Annotated in this window: 18 protein-coding genes; 10 read left to right on the top strand and 8 right to left on the bottom strand. The window is 45.0% G+C overall.

Annotation, left to right across the window (positions count from 1 at the left end; genetic code table 11):
• Window positions 1–71 precede the first annotated feature (71 nt).
• The 4 genes from prfB (at window position 72) to B5F78_RS03640 (ending at window position 2578) form a co-directional block, all read left to right on the top strand.
• Complete coding sequence (gene prfB / locus B5F78_RS03650) at window positions 72–1187, top strand: peptide chain release factor 2 (protein WP_022039122.1); 1116 nt, start codon at window positions 72–74, stop codon at window positions 1185–1187.
• Between the two features lie 87 nt (window positions 1188–1274).
• The gene (locus tag B5F78_RS17935) at window positions 1275–1409 is read left to right on the top strand and encodes a hypothetical protein (RefSeq protein WP_022039121.1); all 135 of its coding nucleotides are present in this window, start codon (window positions 1275–1277) and stop codon (window positions 1407–1409) included.
• Window positions 1410–1421: 12 nt separating this feature from the next.
• Window positions 1422–1961 carry a CYTH domain-containing protein gene (locus tag B5F78_RS03645; RefSeq protein ID WP_022039120.1) on the top strand — a complete coding sequence of 180 codons (540 nt, stop codon included), beginning with the start codon at window positions 1422–1424 and terminating at the stop codon, window positions 1959–1961.
• 113 nt (window positions 1962–2074) lie between these two features.
• A complete protein-coding gene (locus B5F78_RS03640) occupies window positions 2075–2578 on the top strand; it encodes an RNA polymerase sigma factor (protein ID WP_087207948.1) in 504 nt (167 codons plus the stop codon).
• A gap of 4 nt (window positions 2579–2582) precedes the next feature.
• On the opposite strand, the gene B5F78_RS03635 is transcribed toward B5F78_RS03640, so the two are convergent.
• From B5F78_RS03635 to B5F78_RS03630, 3 genes are read right to left on the bottom strand one after another with little or no spacing between them, the layout of a single operon-like run.
• Window positions 2583–3056 (bottom strand): DUF456 domain-containing protein, encoded by a 474-nt coding sequence (locus B5F78_RS03635; RefSeq protein ID WP_191764932.1) that lies wholly within the window; start codon window positions 3054–3056, stop codon window positions 2583–2585.
• 16 nt (window positions 3057–3072) lie between these two features.
• On the bottom strand, window positions 3073–3246 hold the full coding sequence (locus tag B5F78_RS17045) for a hypothetical protein (RefSeq protein ID WP_162608476.1): 174 nt from the start codon (window positions 3244–3246) through the stop codon (window positions 3073–3075).
• A 32-nt stretch (window positions 3247–3278) separates the two neighbouring features.
• Window positions 3279–3668 (bottom strand): VanZ family protein, encoded by a 390-nt coding sequence (locus B5F78_RS03630; protein ID WP_225226442.1) that lies wholly within the window; start codon window positions 3666–3668, stop codon window positions 3279–3281.
• 91 nt (window positions 3669–3759) lie between these two features.
• Here B5F78_RS03630 and B5F78_RS03625 point away from each other — a divergent pair, with 91 nt between their 5' ends.
• Both B5F78_RS03625 and B5F78_RS03620 read left to right on the top strand, forming a co-directional pair.
• Complete coding sequence (locus tag B5F78_RS03625) at window positions 3760–5124, top strand: sodium-dependent transporter (protein ID WP_022039116.1); 1365 nt, start codon at window positions 3760–3762, stop codon at window positions 5122–5124.
• Window positions 5125–5136: 12 nt separating this feature from the next.
• Entirely contained in the window at window positions 5137–6057 is a 921-nt protein-coding gene (locus B5F78_RS03620) for a helix-hairpin-helix domain-containing protein (RefSeq protein ID WP_022039115.1), read from the top strand.
• Between the two features lie 14 nt (window positions 6058–6071).
• Here the strand turns inward: B5F78_RS03620 and B5F78_RS03615 are convergent, their stop codons facing one another.
• From B5F78_RS03615 to B5F78_RS03600, 4 genes are all read right to left on the bottom strand, one after another.
• Window positions 6072–6593 carry a GNAT family N-acetyltransferase gene (locus tag B5F78_RS03615; protein WP_087406064.1) on the bottom strand — a complete coding sequence of 174 codons (522 nt, stop codon included), beginning with the start codon at window positions 6591–6593 and terminating at the stop codon, window positions 6072–6074.
• Between the two features lie 212 nt (window positions 6594–6805).
• Window positions 6806–8194, bottom strand: a complete 1389-nt coding sequence (locus tag B5F78_RS03610; protein ID WP_087406043.1) for an aldo/keto reductase — start codon at window positions 8192–8194, stop codon at window positions 6806–6808.
• A gap of 7 nt (window positions 8195–8201) precedes the next feature.
• Complete coding sequence (locus tag B5F78_RS03605) at window positions 8202–9113, bottom strand: helix-turn-helix domain-containing protein (protein WP_239473494.1); 912 nt, start codon at window positions 9111–9113, stop codon at window positions 8202–8204.
• Window positions 9114–9248: 135 nt separating this feature from the next.
• Window positions 9249–9680: a winged helix-turn-helix transcriptional regulator gene (locus B5F78_RS03600; protein ID WP_087207957.1), complete on the bottom strand. Its 432-nt coding sequence runs from the start codon at window positions 9678–9680 to the stop codon at window positions 9249–9251.
• On the opposite strand from B5F78_RS03600, the gene B5F78_RS03595 reads away from it, so the two are divergent.
• Complete coding sequence (locus B5F78_RS03595) at window positions 9654–9863, top strand: hypothetical protein (protein ID WP_162608475.1); 210 nt, start codon at window positions 9654–9656, stop codon at window positions 9861–9863. The genes B5F78_RS03600 and B5F78_RS03595 overlap by 27 nt on opposite strands.
• Before the next feature lie 504 nt (window positions 9864–10367).
• On the opposite strand, the gene B5F78_RS03590 is transcribed toward B5F78_RS03595, so the two are convergent.
• The gene (locus B5F78_RS03590; protein WP_022039934.1) at window positions 10368–11771 is read right to left on the bottom strand and encodes an alkaline phosphatase; all 1404 of its coding nucleotides are present in this window, start codon (window positions 11769–11771) and stop codon (window positions 10368–10370) included.
• Window positions 11772–12006: 235 nt separating this feature from the next.
• On the opposite strand from B5F78_RS03590, the gene B5F78_RS03585 reads away from it, so the two are divergent.
• The 3 genes from B5F78_RS03585 (at window position 12007) to B5F78_RS03575 (ending at window position 15046) form a co-directional block, all read left to right on the top strand.
• A complete protein-coding gene (locus B5F78_RS03585; RefSeq protein WP_162608474.1) occupies window positions 12007–12963 on the top strand; it encodes a fimbrillin family protein in 957 nt (318 codons plus the stop codon).
• Between the two features lie 182 nt (window positions 12964–13145).
• Window positions 13146–13715, top strand: a complete 570-nt coding sequence (gene xpt, locus B5F78_RS03580) for a xanthine phosphoribosyltransferase (protein ID WP_022039932.1) — start codon at window positions 13146–13148, stop codon at window positions 13713–13715.
• Window positions 13715–15046: a uracil-xanthine permease family protein gene (locus B5F78_RS03575; RefSeq protein WP_087406040.1), complete on the top strand. Its 1332-nt coding sequence runs from the start codon at window positions 13715–13717 to the stop codon at window positions 15044–15046. The genes xpt and B5F78_RS03575 overlap by 1 nt, the downstream gene beginning before the upstream one ends.
• The last annotated feature ends 232 nt before the right edge of the window (window positions 15047–15278 follow it).

The following is a 15278-nucleotide window of genomic DNA, read 5'->3' as shown; positions in this document are numbered from 1 at the left end:
TCTTGTTTCCTAATTTTTACACTAACGTAAAAATGGCTAATTTTGCAAGTTGAATAAGGAGTAGTAAACATATGATAACAACAGACCAACTAAAAGACATAAAAGAACGTACAGAAGCACTGAACCGTTATCTGGATATTGATAACAAGAAAATGCAGGTAGAGGAAGAACAACTTCGCACACAAGTGCCTGGATTTTGGGACGATGCGAAAAAGGCAGAGGCTCAGATGAAGAAAGTAAAGGCTTTGCAGGCATGGATTGACGGATATAATGAAGTAAAAACTTTGGCAGATGAACTGGAACTGGCTTTTGATTTTTATAAAGATGAACTGGTGACAGAAGCCGAAGTAGATGAGGCTTATGCCAAGGCGGTTAAGGCGGTGGAAGAATTGGAACTGAAAAATATGCTCCGTTCTGAAGCAGACCAGATGGACTGTGTACTGAAAATTAACTCGGGTGCCGGAGGTACAGAAAGCCAAGATTGGGCATCCATGTTAATGCGTATGTATATGCGCTGGACAGAAAGTCATGGTTATAAGTTGTCGGTCGCTAACTTGCAGGAAGGTGATGAGGCTGGTATCAAGACGGTTACAATGAATATTGAAGGGGCGTATGCATACGGTTACCTGAAAGGAGAAAACGGAGTACATCGTCTGGTACGTGTTTCGCCTTACAATGCACAAGGCAAGCGAATGACTTCTTTTGCTTCTGTATTTGTCACTCCATTGGTAGATGATTCGATTGAAGTGACTGTAGAACCCGCCCGTTTATCCTGGGATACGTTCCGGAGTGGCGGTGCCGGTGGCCAGAACGTCAACAAGGTAGAATCGGGGGTACGCTTGCGTTACCAATACAAAGATCCGTATACGGGTGAGGAAGAAGAAATCCTGATTGAAAACACCGAAACGCGCGACCAGCCTAAAAACAAGGAGAACGCCATGCGTCAGTTGCGTTCTATCTTGTATGATAAAGAGTTGCAACACCGTATGGAAGAACAGGCAAAGGTAGAAGCTGGAAAAAAGAAGATTGAATGGGGCTCACAGATACGCAGCTATGTATTCGACGACCGTCGTGTGAAAGACCATCGCACCAATTACCAGACTTCGGATGTCAACGGGGTAATGGATGGGAAAATAGACGGTTTTATCAAAGCCTATCTGATGGAATTCTCGGACAGCGAGGCATGAATCAATTAACAAGTCGGCAAGGTTTTCATAAAAACCTGAACCTTGCCGGTTTATTAAAATCATAACCAATCTAAAACATAAAACACTATGGGAACAAAACGTAACAAAAAACCGGTACATGGCAACCGGGAAGAAGAAAAAGCCAATCGCCTTATCAAGTATATGTGCATCGTACTGGTGCTGCTGGCTATTCTGATGATTGTCGCTTTTTCGGTCATGTAAACTTCTTCAGCCATGTCGCAAGAAATAGAACGCAAATTTTTGGTGACTGACGATTCTTACCGCCGCTTGGCTCGTGCAAAAAGCCGTATCGAACAAGGCTATATATGTAGTGCGCGAGGCAAGACGGTAAGAGTCCGCATCCGCGACAATAAAGGTTACCTTACTATCAAAGGACCTTCTAACGCCGCAGGTACCAGCCGATATGAGTGGGAACAAGAAATCCCCTTGGCTGATGCCGAAGAATTGATGAAATTGTGTGAGCCGGGACGCATCGAGAAATACCGTTATCTAGCCGATTATGCCGGACATGTGTTCGAAGTAGACGAGTTTCACGGAGAAAACGAAGGGCTGGTAATTGCTGAAGTAGAACTTTGTTCGGAAACCGAATCGGTGGAACTGCCAGCCTTTATCGGTAAGGAAGTGACTGGTCAGACCCGATATTACAATTCATTTCTGATGAAGCAGCCTTATACTACTTGGAAAGATGGAGGAGAAAAAACAGATGATACCTCCTGTGAACTGATAGAAAAGGGGGTAAAAACTATCCGTTGATAGATTTTAACCGGTGGAATACCGGATTTTAGGAGGTCCCGGGTTGTTTTTCGGGCTAATATTGCAGTGTCGATAGAGACAGACATATATTAACCCGAATAAACAACAAGTAAATGAGAACAGCTAATTTTGCTCAGAATCTACTGAGCGTACAAACCGAATTACGTCACTTCGCCTATAAGCTTACAGCAGACCGTGAAGATGCCAATGACCTGCTGCAGGAAACCTCGCTAAAGGTATTGGATAATGAAGACAAGTATACCGATGAAACTAATTTCAAGGGATGGGTTTATACCATCATGCGTAATATTTTTATCAATAATTACCGTAAGACACAACGTGACCAGACTTATGTTGACCAGACTGATAATCTGTTTTACCTAAATAAAAACGAAAGTGATGAGCCTGTAACGGTAGATAACGGATACGACTTGAAGGAAATGAACAGTATCGTTAATGCCTTACCTCAAGAATACCGTATTCCGTTCCTGATGTATGTATCGGGATTCAAATACCGAGAGATAGCTGATAAAATGGATTTGCCACTAGGAACAATAAAGAGCCGCATTCATTCTACCCGTCAACGATTGCAGGAAGAACTGAAAGATTTCCGATAACACCTCAGAATGCCGCAATGAATTGCCAGATGAAATATCCACAAAGTACCAGCTTGACTGCGGTGCCGAACAGAAAACCTGCCAAAGACCCTAAGCCCGATTTCAAAGCGTGCTTCAGGTCTTTGTCGCCGAGCAATTCACCGGCAACAGCCCCTACAAAAGGTCCGGCAAGGATGCCCCAAGGAGGAAAAAACAAGCCTATCACTGTTCCCACGATACATCCCCAGTTTCCCCATTTGGTCCCGCCTGCATACTTGCTTCCCAACATAGGTATAATATAGTCGAGCAATTGCACGATAAGCACCAGTACAGCCCATACAATCAATTGGGTAGGAGTGAACTGCATACGGGCAGTAAAATGAAAGCATAGCATGCCGATATATGCCAGTGGTGGACCGGGAAGTATTGGTAACACACAACCTAAAAAGCCTGTTATCAGACAGATGACACCAATGATAATCAGCAATATATCCATAATAAAGTTCTGTTGTTGATTATATAGAAGCTGTTTTGAATTTCTCCAAAAAGTTTTTCTTGGCTTGATGTGTTCGTTTTCGTGTGTGCTTTGGGCGATTTTTTGGTTCTTTCCGCTTCTGTTCTTCGTCAGATAGCCCGCTATCTTCCTCATCACAGAAGCGAAAATGCCTCAAAAACTCATCCCAAATCATCGCACGATAAATTCAAAACAGCTTCATATTTGTCAAACCGGTTTATTCATATTTTTCTGAATTATCCGTCGTGTGACATACCAGCTGAACAGACAACCGAACAACACACCGGTACAGTTTGCTGCAAAATCAAGCCAGTCGCCACTGCGGTCGGAGGTGCAAGTCGCTTGTAGAATTTCGACAATGCCGCTCATCAGTATTGGAAAACAGATACCGACCAGTATCAGCTGATGCCAATGGATACGGGAGTGCCGGCGCAGGTATTCGAACCAGATGATAACAGTCAGCCCTCCATACATGCAGAGATGCACCAATTTGTCGAAATTGGTGATTTCATCCATCTCGGTTTTCGGTGGAGTGAAAAAAGACAGGTAGCAGATCGCAATTATAATGAAGATAGATAGCGGATAGTGTTTCATCATATAATTTATTCATATTTTCCGCGAAAATACAAACTTTTTCGTACATTTGCCGAACTTGAACTTTAAAATGTAAACAGAAAGGACAGAATGTATGCAAAATAGTGAGCGTGTCGGTTTCGCAAGCAAGTTGGGTGCCATCTTGGCTGCGGCAGGTTCGGCGGTAGGTTTAGGAAATGTGTGGCGTTTTCCTTACGAGACAGGGAACCATGGAGGTGCTGCCTTCATACTTATTTATTTGGGGTGTGTGTTCCTTTTTGGATTACCCATCATGATCGCTGAATTTACTATCGGACGGCGTGCCAAGGCAAGTACGGGTGAAGCATTCAAGAAACTGGCTCCCGGAACCGCATGGAAGTATGTAGGATATATGGGAGTATTGACTGGATTCCTTATCTTAGGCTATTATTCGGTAGTATCTGGTTGGACGCTGGAATATATATTCCAGTCTGCAACGGGTAATCTGCTTGGCAAGTCCGCAGACGACTTTGTAGCAATGTTCAATGAATTTTCTCAGAATCCTTGGCGTCCGCTGATCTGGCTGGTAGTGTTTGTGGCGTTGACTCATATTATTGTGGTTAAGGGCGTACAGGCTGGTATTGAGCGTGCTTCGAAAATTATGATGCCGATGCTGTTCATTTTGATTGTGCTGCTTGCGGTGTGTGCTGTGATGTTACCGGGTGCAGTAAAGGGATTGGAATTCCTGCTTAAGCCCGATTTCAGTAAAATTACTTCCGATGCAGTTTTAGGAGCTATGGGACAGGCCTTTTTTTCGCTCAGCCTCGGTATGGGATGCCTTTCGACGTATGCTTCTTATTTCAATCGTGACACCCGGCTAGGATATACAGCTATGAGTGTATGTGTCATTGGTACATGCATTTCCATATTATCGGGATTCATTATCTTTCCGGCTGCTTTTTCAGTAGGAATCCAACCCGATGCTGGTCCTTCACTTATTTTCATTACCCTGCCTAATGTATTTCAACAAGCTTTTGGAGCAGTTCCATTATTTGCTTGTATCAGTGCGATACTGTTTTACATTCTTTTGGCACTGGCAGCACTTACCTCTACCATTTCACTTCATGAAGTTCCCACTGCTTTCCTGCACGAGAAATTCGGATTTACGCGCAGCCGCGCAGCGTGGCTGGTAACAACAGGTAGTTTGATTATCGGTGTGGTTTCATCGCTGGCATTGGGTGATTGGAATGATGTGCGGATAGCTGGTATGAACCTGTTTGATGCACTGGATTTTCTTACGGCAAAAATTATGTTACCTGTAGCAGGCATGTTTGTCGCTATCTTTGTGTCGTGGAAATTGGATCAGAAGAAGGTACGTGAGGAAGTGACTAATTGGGGGACATTGCGTGCTCCTTATTATCCGCTGCTTATCTTCCTGCTGCGCTATCTTACTCCTATCGGCATTTTGTTGGTTTTTGTCAACGAACTGGGTTGGCTATAGGTCTTATTCGTAATGTGGAAACATTTTTTTTATTTCAGCAAAGCCGACCGGCGTGCCATTGTGATGTTGTTGGCGGTACTGATACTTCTTGTTGGCGGCAATTTATGGTTGAAAGAAAAACAAGGTAAAGCATTATTGCCTTCGGCTACAGATAATGAATCTGTAGACTCTTTTCTGGCAAACGTCCGTAAGAAAGAACGCTTGCACCGACGTTCATCGCCTATGCATTCTAGCCCTACGGTAACAGTTTTATTTCCTTTTGACCCTAATACTGCGGATTCGACAACTCTTAGTGATTTGGGACTATCTGATTTCGTCATAAGCAATATCCTAAAATACCGTGCGAAAGGTGGTATATTCCGCACTCCCGAAGCTTTTAGACGAATATATGGCTTGACATCGGAACAATATGAAGCGCTGCATCCTTACGTTCGTATCGGAATACATAATCGGTTGCGCAGACAAGACACGGCTATGAGCCGGCCAGCAACAGTGTTTCGCGATAGTACTACGCTTTATCCGGTAACGGTTAAATATGTTGAAGGTACAGTAATTGATTTGAATATGGCCGATACGGTTATGTTGAAACATATACCAGGTATCGGTAGTGGACTGGCACGGATGATTGTAGCTTACCGCAACCGTCTTGGAGGCTTTCACGCCGTGAGCCAGTTACAGGAAATTCCTTACATTGATACTTTGGTGAACCGTTGGTTCCGGATAACAACTCCTCCTTTCCGGAAGTTAAGAGTTAACCATTCCAGCCTTGACCGTCTGCGCTCGCATCCCTATATGGATTTTTACAAGGCAAAAGCCATCATCGAATATCGCCGTAAACGTGGGAATTTGAAAGATATAGCACAATTATCCCTTTTTGAAGAGTTTAGCGAAGAAGATTTGAAGCGATTGATGCCTTATTTGTCGTTTGAGTAACCGAATCTCAGGTTTTAGAAACTGTTTTGAGTTTCTCCAAAAAGTTTTTCTCGTCTTGATGTATCCGTTTTCGTGTGTGCTTTGGGCGATTTTTTATACATCCGCATCTGTTCCCCGTCGCCGCCTTTTACCATGCACAGGTATTCCCAGCCATAACGTTCGTAAAACGAGGTATGCTCCGTGATGAGGTAGAGGGTGCTGATACCTTTTACAGCCATATCCTTGCAGATATGTTCCAACAGATGTCCGGCAATGCCGCGGCAACGTCGTTCCGGTTCCACATATAAGGCACAGATATTCGGGGTCAGGTCTTTGCGGTCGTGAAAGTCGTTTTCTATCACACCGGCTCCGGCAATTATCTGTTGCCCTTCAATTACTATGTACCATTGAGGAACAGCTACAGTTCCTTTAATACTTTCATCGATACTTGTCAGATACTCCTCTAAAGGAATTTCCCATTTTTCCTGGAACCATCTGGCTGCAGGAATGCGCCATTCGGGGTGGGCATGAAGGGATATGATATTGTATGTGTTCATTGGCTCTTGCAAAGTTTGTTTTATCTTCATCCGTTCTTTTCCGATCAATGTTGGTAGAAGCAATCTTCGTAATTCTCCATATATTCCTTTTGCTTAAAGGATTCAATAAGCACAAAAGTAATGATTTTGCGCAAGAATCAGGCAAGCAGGCACTGCATTTATGAGGAATGTTTCAAAAATTGGAAGTGGGATAAATGTATCGAAATCATTTCCTATAAAGTTCCTTGCTTCAACTGCTCCACATAATCATCAATCATTCTCATTTGTGATGGAATGTCGATGCCTTGCGGGCAATGGGACACGCATTGCCCGCAACCGATGCAGCGGCTTGCCTGACTCAATTTAGGCACGCGGCGGTCATAACCTATCAGAAAGGCTCTCCGGGCTTCCTCATAATTGGCATCCAGATGGCTTTTGGAAACATAGCCGTGGTTGACGCATTTGTTATAATGGAGAAAGTTCGCCGGAATATCTATTCCGTATGGACAGGGCATGCAATACTTGCAGTCGGTGCAGGGGATATTCTGGCTGTCCTTCATCCGTTCCGCCACATCCTCAAGGAAATCGCTTTCTTCGCTGGACAGGGGAATGAGCGGTGAAAAAGTACGCAGGTTGTCCTGTAGATGTTCCTTATAAGTCATTCCGCTAAGAACGGTCAGCACCTTCGGGAATGACCCGGCGAAGCGGAAAGCCCATGCCGCAGCCGTGTCATCCGGACGCTTCTGTTTCATCTGATCCAGTACGTCTTGTGTGACGTTGGCCAGCCTTCCGTCCAGTAAAGGTTCCATGACGACTACGGGAATGTCTCGCTTTGCCAATTCTTCGTACAGGTATTCGGCGTTGGTGTCATCTCCCATAGCCTTTTGCCAATCGGCATTGTAAGCGGAAGCATGCCTCCAGTCCACATAATTGAGTTGGATTTGCACAAAGTCCCAATGCACTTGTTCGTGCATCTGCAGCACACGATTGAACACTTCAATATCGCCATGAAAGGACCAGCCAAGATGTCGGATTCTTCTCTGTTCCCGTTCCTCAAGTAGGAAGTCGAGCATCCCGTTTTGTATGAAACGCTTGTTGAACAGGTTCATTCCGCCACCACCTATGCCGTGCAGGAGGTAATAATCTATGTAATCGACTTGCAAATGCTGAAACGAGCGGTGATACATGGCTGTCAGATTCTCGCGAGAAAGGTCGGATGCCCCGGACATCTTGGTAGCGATGAAGAACTTTTCTCTGGGATGACGCTTCAAGGCTTTTCCCGTAACGGTTTCCGACCAACCTTGCCCGTAAATGGGAGCGGTATCGAAGTAGTTCACGCCATGTTCTATGGCATAGTCTATTAATCCGTTTACCGTCTCTTGGTCTATCGGACAACCGTCCTTTTGTGGAGAGGTGGCAGGCGGCCAACGCATACAGCCGTAGCCTAACAGGGAAACTTGCTGTCCTGTCTTAGGGTCGGTGCGGTAAGTCATTTCCCCGCTTACGGTTTCTTGTCCGGCTTGCTCGTGTCCGCAGGCAGACAATCCGGTAGACGCACCGATGATACCCAGCCGTTTCAGGAAAGAACGGCGCGACATTCCTTTGTTTTCAGTTTGTTCCATATACGTGTCAGTTCATATTTCTATATTCCAGTGGGGTAATGCCTGTCTTGCTCTTGAACAGACGGTTGAAATGCTGGGGATATTCAAATCCCAACCGGTATGCAATCTCGCTTACGGACAGTTGTGTAGTCGCCAGCAAGGATTTTGCCTGCTCTATCAGAAATGCGTGGATGTGCTGTTGCGTGTTCATTCCGGTCTGGCTGCGCAAAAGGTCGCTGAGGTAGTGCGGAGACATGTTCAATTCACTGGCTAAGGCATTGACGGAAATAAACTCTTTGCGATGCTCGTCTATATGCTTTTGAAGCAGGAGATGTACCCGTGTCACGATGTCGGGCTCCACACTGCTGCGTGTCTGGAATTGCCTCGTATAGAAGCGTTCCGAATAATTCAGCAGGACATCAAGTTGTGAGACGATAATGTCCTGCGTATGTGCATCGATGTTTTGCCTGTACTCGTTCTCGATGTTTTCCAGGATATTCTCCACTACGTTCCGCTCCATGTCGGATATGTGCAGGGCTTCCCTCACATCGTAGGAAAAGAATTTCAGCCTGCCGATTTTTGCGCCTAACGGATATTTGCGTATGAAGTCGGGATGGAAAGCCAGCATCCATCCCCATCTGCCGGTGTTTACAGTTTTCTCTTCCCAACTGTGCACTTGCCCCGGTGCAAAGAAATTCATGCAGCCGCGTGTAAAGTCATAGCTGCGCCACCCGTAGCTTGCATTACAGGTGGTCTTGTCCTTTATCGTGATGGTATAGAGGTTCAACCGCACCGGTTTACCGATAGGACTGTAGTCTTTTACATCAGACAGGCGGCAGACGCTCAACAGCGGATGGCATATCGGCGGACAGCCAAACAGGGCGACGTATTCCTCCACTGTATTGATTTCAATAATTTTCCCTTTCTGTATTTTCATCATTTCTTTACTTTGCCACAATAGATATTCACACCGCTTTTACAAGATATATTTTTACGACTGCAAAAATATGCATGGACAAACTTTTGGATGTTAAACAAAAAGGAGAAAGTTTTATATATGCAGGAAAACAACCTGTTAATTTGCTTTCGCAGCCTTTGTATCGAACGCCTTACGGTGCTTGACGATGGTCTTCATGTTCGTCTGCGCCCATTCGGTCAGTTGAGCGATGAGCGGCACGAGCGAGCGGCCTATATCCGTCAGACGGTATTCTACCTTTGGCGGCACGGTAGGATACACTTTTCTGGCAACAAGGGCATCGGCTTCCAGTGTCTTGAGCGTACCCGATAACACCCGTGAAGAAACATCCGGAATCAGGCGGCATAACTCATTGAAACGGACACATTCGTGCTCGCTGATTACCAGTACGACCAGCAACGCCCACTTGTTACCGAAACGTGCTATTACATTACGGACTGGGCAAATCTCGATAATCGAATTTTTTTCTTCCTTTTTCAGAAGCTGTTTTGAATTTATCGTGCGATGATTTGGGATGAGTTTTTGAGGCATTTTCGCTTCTGTGATGAGGAAGATAGCGGGCTATCTGACGAAGAACAGGAGCGGAAAGGACCAAAAAATCGCCCAAAGCACACACGAAAACGGATACATCAAGCCAAGAAAAACTTTTTGGAGAAATTCAAAACAGCTTCTCAGAATCAGCCGGTCAATTTGGGAAAAATGTCATATCTTTAAAGGTAGCAAACAATAAAGTTATGACACACTATCCACCGGACCTGACTGAAAAACAGTGGCAAGTTACACCAAAGATTTTAGAGCCGCAAGCGAGGAACTGAAAACATCCGCTTAAAGAGGTGATGGATACCTTGCACATTTCAAAACAGCTTAATTTCTCCGATAAGTTTGTTGGACAGATACAAATCAATGTATGATTGAAAGGTTCAGTATCTGTTTCAAACTGTCTTCTTTTTACGTTCTCCATATGGAAACCGTACGGTTTCCATATCGAAAACATACGGTTTCCATATCAAGAACGTACGGTTTTGAGATGGAAACTATAAAAAGATACCCTTTGGATTGATAATACAACCTAATCAACAACTTTAACTATTTTGACGGATTTTGGATCCTTTCCGCTTCTGTTCTTCGTCAGATAGCTTACTTGTCCTCCTTATAAAATCAAAAAACACCTTCGAAAACAATTCTCAAAACAAACCTAGGTAAAATATAAACAGTTTTTTACTGGTAGTGTGCAATTTCGGCAATGCGTGCCGGAATCTCGACATTGTCCATTCGTCCCTGGAAATGGTCGGCTCCGGCTCCAATGGCAAATACGGGTACGTAGCCAGCCGAGTGGCCGCCACTGACCCAACCTACCATGGCTATTTCATTGATAATGCGTACGGCTTCGGCTGCCAGTGGTTCGTCTTGTGCATATTCACTTTTTTCCATTTCTACATCGGAGCCAGTAAAAGTGCGGCAATATACTTCCTCAAGGCGTTTTGCTTGTTGTTCGGTCAGTTTCAGTTCATTCCAGAACCCGAAGTTGTCGGCAAGTGCCTGACGTGCCTGCTCCCACGTCACGCGGTTGCCCGTCTGGCGACGTAGACTGTTCAGTATGGAGGTAAAGGCAGTTTCGCTTACGCGCTGGTATTGCAGGGCTTGCAGGTTGAGGGCATATGCACCTGTACCCAGCACCAAACCACCTGTCTCATGGTCAGCACTGATGACAATGAGAGTTTCATCGGGATGATTTTCGTAAAACTGAAGTGCCTGGCGGATGGATTCGTTCAGATCAACCACTTCCCGGAATGCTGTAGCAGCATCGTTACTATGACATGCCCAGTCAATTTTTCCACCTTCTACCATCAAGAAGAAACCTTTGCTTAGGTCTTTCGAAAGGAAACGGATAGCAGCACTTGTGATGTCGCTCAGGCAAAGATCACCTTCGCGACGGTCGATAGCATAGGGAATAGCATCGCGGTAGGTTGCCGAAGCTTTTTCGGTCTGCAGCAGGATAAGTTTGTCGGCCTGTTCATTTTTTGCCATGAAGTCTTCGTATCCTCTTGCCAAGGTATATCCATACTGTGAGGCAAGCGTATAGAGACTTTCGCCTTGCCCGTGGTTATCGGGGTCGAGAAAATCAGAACCGGCGTAAAAGTCGAAACCGGCAGTAAACAAGTCTTTCCCTATCTGGTAATAGTTTTTCCGGTTCGGGTTGTGAGCATAAAAAGCAGCAGGTGTGGCATGGTCTATACTTACGCTGGTAGCGATACCCACACGACATCCTTTCTCTTTTGCCCGCATGGCGATACTGGCGATGGGGGTCTGCTGGTCCTGCTCCATGCCGATGGTACCGTTTTTAGTCTTTGTGCCAGTGGCAAGTGCAGTGCCTCCGGCTGCTGAATCGGTTACGCCATTGGTTGCTGAATAGGTGGAACTGGTAGTGGCATAGGGGAATTCGGTAAAGTCGAGCGGGGTAAGTCCGATTTTACCATCCAGTTCGCCCAAATAAAGTTCGGTACCCTGTACTTGGTTGACTCCCATTCCGTCGCCGATGAAGAAAAACACGTATTTGGCTTCTTGTGCATATGTCCATACGGAAATCAGGGAACAAAGAAGGAAGAATGAAATTTTTTTCATATCGCTGTTTTTAAATTTGGTTACTATCCAAGAAGCTGTTTTGAATTTCTCCAAAAAGTTTTTCTCGGCTTAATGTATCCGTTTTCGTGCGATAAATTCAAAACAGTTTCTAAAGGCAAAGGTAAGGAAAATAAAGGAATGCAGAAATAATCTTGAAAAAAAACTGGTGCCAAACAGATACAACCGACAAATGTTGCGTTAGTTATAAATGATTAGTATATTAAATTATATTCAGATGAAAACAAAAGTATTATTGGGCATAGCTTTGTCATTGACAATGTTTGCCTGCCAGCAAGAGAACGTTCCCGAAGCGGGAACGGCAAAAGAAAATACCGATATCCGCCTGCGTGCTGAAGTCTCGGGCAGTGTGGAAAGCCGTACAACGACAGATGAGGGTGGCAATGTGTCATTCAATCCGGGGGATGAAATTGGTTTCTTTATGCCCGAGGAAGATAGCCCGACATTGTTTACCAACAAAGCAGGCACTTGGGAAGCTGCCGCCAGACTGTCTTGGCCCGACCTGACCAGTGATTTTGCTTTCTGCGCATTTTATCCTTACCAAGCGGGAGCTACGCGCAGCCAAGTGCCAATGCCCGACCTCAGTCTTCAGTCAGGCAAACTTGCCGAACTGGGGACATACGACTTTTTGGTAGCGACAAAAGAATGTAACTTCGGCGACAATAATGGTACGGTTAATTTTACCGGTGCCAATGCGTTCAAACACACATACAGTCTGTTGTTGATAACTTTGGTTGATGAGGGCAATATGGAAACTTTGTTAAATGAAGTCAGCATTGAAGGTGAAGGTTGTTTTACGGAGCATACATACAATTTCACCAGCGAATTAATGACTGAAATATCGGGAGCCGAAGCGAAGAACAAGTGGACGATGTCTGCAGGAGGCACAACTATTGATGATGTTACCGATACACAGATAGCCTTGTTGCTCAATCCGTCGGAAAGCCAAGTGACGCTGACATTCTCTATTGGCTATACACGCGACGGCGTATCGTTCACGGCAAGCACGCAAAATATCAGTCACGCATTTGCCGCCGGTTATTGCTACCAGTATACCATCCGTATCAATGACGGACAACTGATTATTGGCGATTCCGATGTGACCGAATGGACTACCGGTGAAGTAACAGGTGGAGGAAACTTGGTGGTAGATGGAGAACCGGAGAATGTTTGATTTTTTTGCTTTCCAGATAATATCTCTGCTCCATGTATTGCCGGAAATAGGATAAAAAGCCGTACCTTTGCACAAAATTAACTCATTACAGATTACATAGACTGAAGAACATAGTAATACGGATGTAAGCATTGTTCTCAAATCTATGTAATCTGTGGCGCGAAAGACAAAATTTACACAATATGAAAGCACTGAAAGAGCGTATTTTGCGGGACGGAAAATGTTTTGAAGGAGGAATCTTGAAAGTAGACAATTTCATCAATCACCAGATGGATCCGGTTTTGATGAAATCGATGGCGGTAGAGTTTGTCCGCCGGTTTGCAAGTACAGATATAAATAAGGTGATGACCATCGAGGCGAGTGGCATTGCTCCAGCCATTATGGTAGGCTATCTTCTCGAATTGCCGGTAGTGTTCGCCAAGAAAAAACGTCCCAGTACCATGGAGAATATGCTGACCACAATGGTTTATTCGTTCACCAAAGACCGTTCGTATGAAGTCTGTGTCAGCCGTGATTACCTGTGTCCGGGCGACAGGGTGTTGTTTATTGATGATTTTCTGGCGAACGGTAATGCAGCCAAAGGTGTCATTGATCTGGTACAGCAGGCAGGAGCTGAATTGGTGGGGATGGGATTCTTAATAGAAAAAGCGTTTCAGCACGGAGGTGACTACTTGCGTCAGCAGGGGATACACGTCGAGTCGCTTGCTATCATTGAGAGTTTGGAGAATTGTGAAATCAAAATCCGCGAATAATGGAAGAACATCAAGGACCTGTAGTATCTTCCGGGTTAATCTATGGGCTGGATGACCGTCCGCCCTTGCGTGAGACTCTTTTTGCCGCATTGCAGCATCTTCTGGCCATTTTTGTGGCAATTATCACCCCGCCGCTCATTATTTCCGGTGCTCTAAAATTGAATTTGGAAACAACTGGTTATCTGGTATCAATGGCATTATTTGCTTCGGGCATTTCCACTTTCATCCAATGTCGCCGCATAGGTTTTATCGGATGTGGTTTACTGTGCATACAAGGTACCAGCTTTTCGTTTATCGGTCCTATTATTGCAGCAGGACTGACCGGAGGGCTTTCAGCTATCTTTGGTGCCTGTATGGCTGCTGCATCGGTCGAGATGTTTATCAGTCGTTTATTGAAATATACCCGTCGGATTATCACCCCGTTGGTGTCGGGTATTGTGGTAACTCTTATTGGCATGAGTCTGATACGGGTGGGCATCACGGCTTGCGGAGGCGGAGCTGCAGCACAAGCCGACGGAACTTTCGGCAGCCTGCGTCATGTGGGACTCGCCGGACTGGTGTTGGTTTTGATTATCTTTTTTAACCGTAGTTCAAACCGTTACCTGCGTATGAGTTCCATTGTCATTGGACTCGCTATCGGTTATATAGTGGCATGGTGTCTGGGGATGGTAGATTTCGCTTCTATCCCAGATTATGGCGGACTGAATGTTCCCATGCCTTTCCGTTATGGACTTTCTTTTGACATATCTTCTGTCATAGCCTTGGCATTGATTTATCTTATTACCGCCATTGAGGCATATGGTGACATTACGGCAAACTCACTAATTTCGGGCGAGCCTGTAGAGGGAGAGAAGTTTGTCCGCCGTGCTTCAGGAGGCATCTTTGCTGATGGCTTTAATTCGATGATAGCTGCTTGCCTTAATTCGTTTCCCAATTCCATTTTTGCCCAAAACAACGGAATGATACAACTGACGGGTGTAGCAAGCCGTTATGTGGGTTACTACATTGCCGCGATGCTAATTATATTGGGATTGTTTCCTGCAGTGGGATTGGTCTTTTCGCTGATGCCTGAACCGGTACTGGGCGGTGCCACGTTGCTGATGTTCGGCACGGTGGCAGCAGCAGGTATACGTATCATTGCTTCACAAGACATTGACCGCAAGGCAACATTGGTTGTTGCCCTAAGTTTTTCCTTTGGCTTAAGCGTAGAACTGGTACCTGACATTCTCTGCCAGCTTCCCGAAACCCTACGCACTATTTTTTCATCAGGCATCACTACCGGAGGACTTACGGCAATATTGGCGAATCTGCTGATTCGGATTAAAAATTAAGAAATTGTTTTGAATTTACCGTAATGCGTTTTTGAGGCATTCCCGCTTGTGTGATGAGGAAGATAGTGGGCTAGCTGACGAAGAACAGAAACGGAAAGGAACAAAAAATTGCCCAAAGTACATACGAAAACGAATGCATCAAGACGAGAAAAACTTTTTGGAGAAATTCAAAACAGTTTCTAAGCAAGCAAACACAGTTTTTCGCAGATTAGCTGTTTTGAATTTTCAATCT

Origin of the sequence: Bacteroides sp. An279, assembly GCF_002159615.1 — a bacterium.
Classification (GTDB): domain Bacteria; phylum Bacteroidota; class Bacteroidia; order Bacteroidales; family Bacteroidaceae; genus Phocaeicola; species Phocaeicola intestinalis.
The sequence above is the reverse complement of the archived record's forward strand: the minus strand, read 5'-3'. Positions and strand labels throughout refer to the sequence as shown.

Excerpts from the sequence above, each read along its gene's own strand:
- prfB (WP_022039122.1), top strand. The coding sequence starts at position 72 with ATGATAACAACAGACCAACTAAAAGACATAAAAGAACGTACAGAAGCA.
- B5F78_RS17935 (WP_022039121.1), top strand. The coding sequence starts at position 1,275 with ATGGGAACAAAACGTAACAAAAAACCGGTACATGGCAACCGGGAAGAA.
- B5F78_RS03645 (WP_022039120.1), top strand. The coding sequence starts at position 1,422 with ATGTCGCAAGAAATAGAACGCAAATTTTTGGTGACTGACGATTCTTAC.
- B5F78_RS03640 (WP_087207948.1), top strand. The coding sequence starts at position 2,075 with ATGAGAACAGCTAATTTTGCTCAGAATCTACTGAGCGTACAAACCGAA.
- B5F78_RS17045 (WP_162608476.1), bottom strand. The coding sequence starts at position 3,246 with ATGATTTGGGATGAGTTTTTGAGGCATTTTCGCTTCTGTGATGAGGAA.
- B5F78_RS03630 (WP_225226442.1), bottom strand. The coding sequence starts at position 3,668 with ATGATGAAACACTATCCGCTATCTATCTTCATTATAATTGCGATCTGC.
- B5F78_RS03625 (WP_022039116.1), top strand. The coding sequence starts at position 3,760 with ATGCAAAATAGTGAGCGTGTCGGTTTCGCAAGCAAGTTGGGTGCCATC.
- B5F78_RS03620 (WP_022039115.1), top strand. The coding sequence starts at position 5,137 with ATGTGGAAACATTTTTTTTATTTCAGCAAAGCCGACCGGCGTGCCATT.
- B5F78_RS03615 (WP_087406064.1), bottom strand. The coding sequence starts at position 6,593 with ATGAACACATACAATATCATATCCCTTCATGCCCACCCCGAATGGCGC.
- B5F78_RS03610 (WP_087406043.1), bottom strand. The coding sequence starts at position 8,194 with ATGGAACAAACTGAAAACAAAGGAATGTCGCGCCGTTCTTTCCTGAAA.
- B5F78_RS03605 (WP_239473494.1), bottom strand. The coding sequence starts at position 9,113 with ATGATGAAAATACAGAAAGGGAAAATTATTGAAATCAATACAGTGGAG.
- B5F78_RS03595 (WP_162608475.1), top strand. The coding sequence starts at position 9,654 with ATGATTTGGGATGAGTTTTTGAGGCATTTTCGCTTCTGTGATGAGGAA.
- B5F78_RS03600 (WP_087207957.1), bottom strand. The coding sequence starts at position 9,680 with ATGCCTCAAAAACTCATCCCAAATCATCGCACGATAAATTCAAAACAG.
- B5F78_RS03590 (WP_022039934.1), bottom strand. The coding sequence starts at position 11,771 with ATGAAAAAAATTTCATTCTTCCTTCTTTGTTCCCTGATTTCCGTATGG.
- B5F78_RS03585 (WP_162608474.1), top strand. The coding sequence starts at position 12,007 with ATGAAAACAAAAGTATTATTGGGCATAGCTTTGTCATTGACAATGTTT.
- xpt (WP_022039932.1), top strand. The coding sequence starts at position 13,146 with ATGAAAGCACTGAAAGAGCGTATTTTGCGGGACGGAAAATGTTTTGAA.
- B5F78_RS03575 (WP_087406040.1), top strand. The coding sequence starts at position 13,715 with ATGGAAGAACATCAAGGACCTGTAGTATCTTCCGGGTTAATCTATGGG.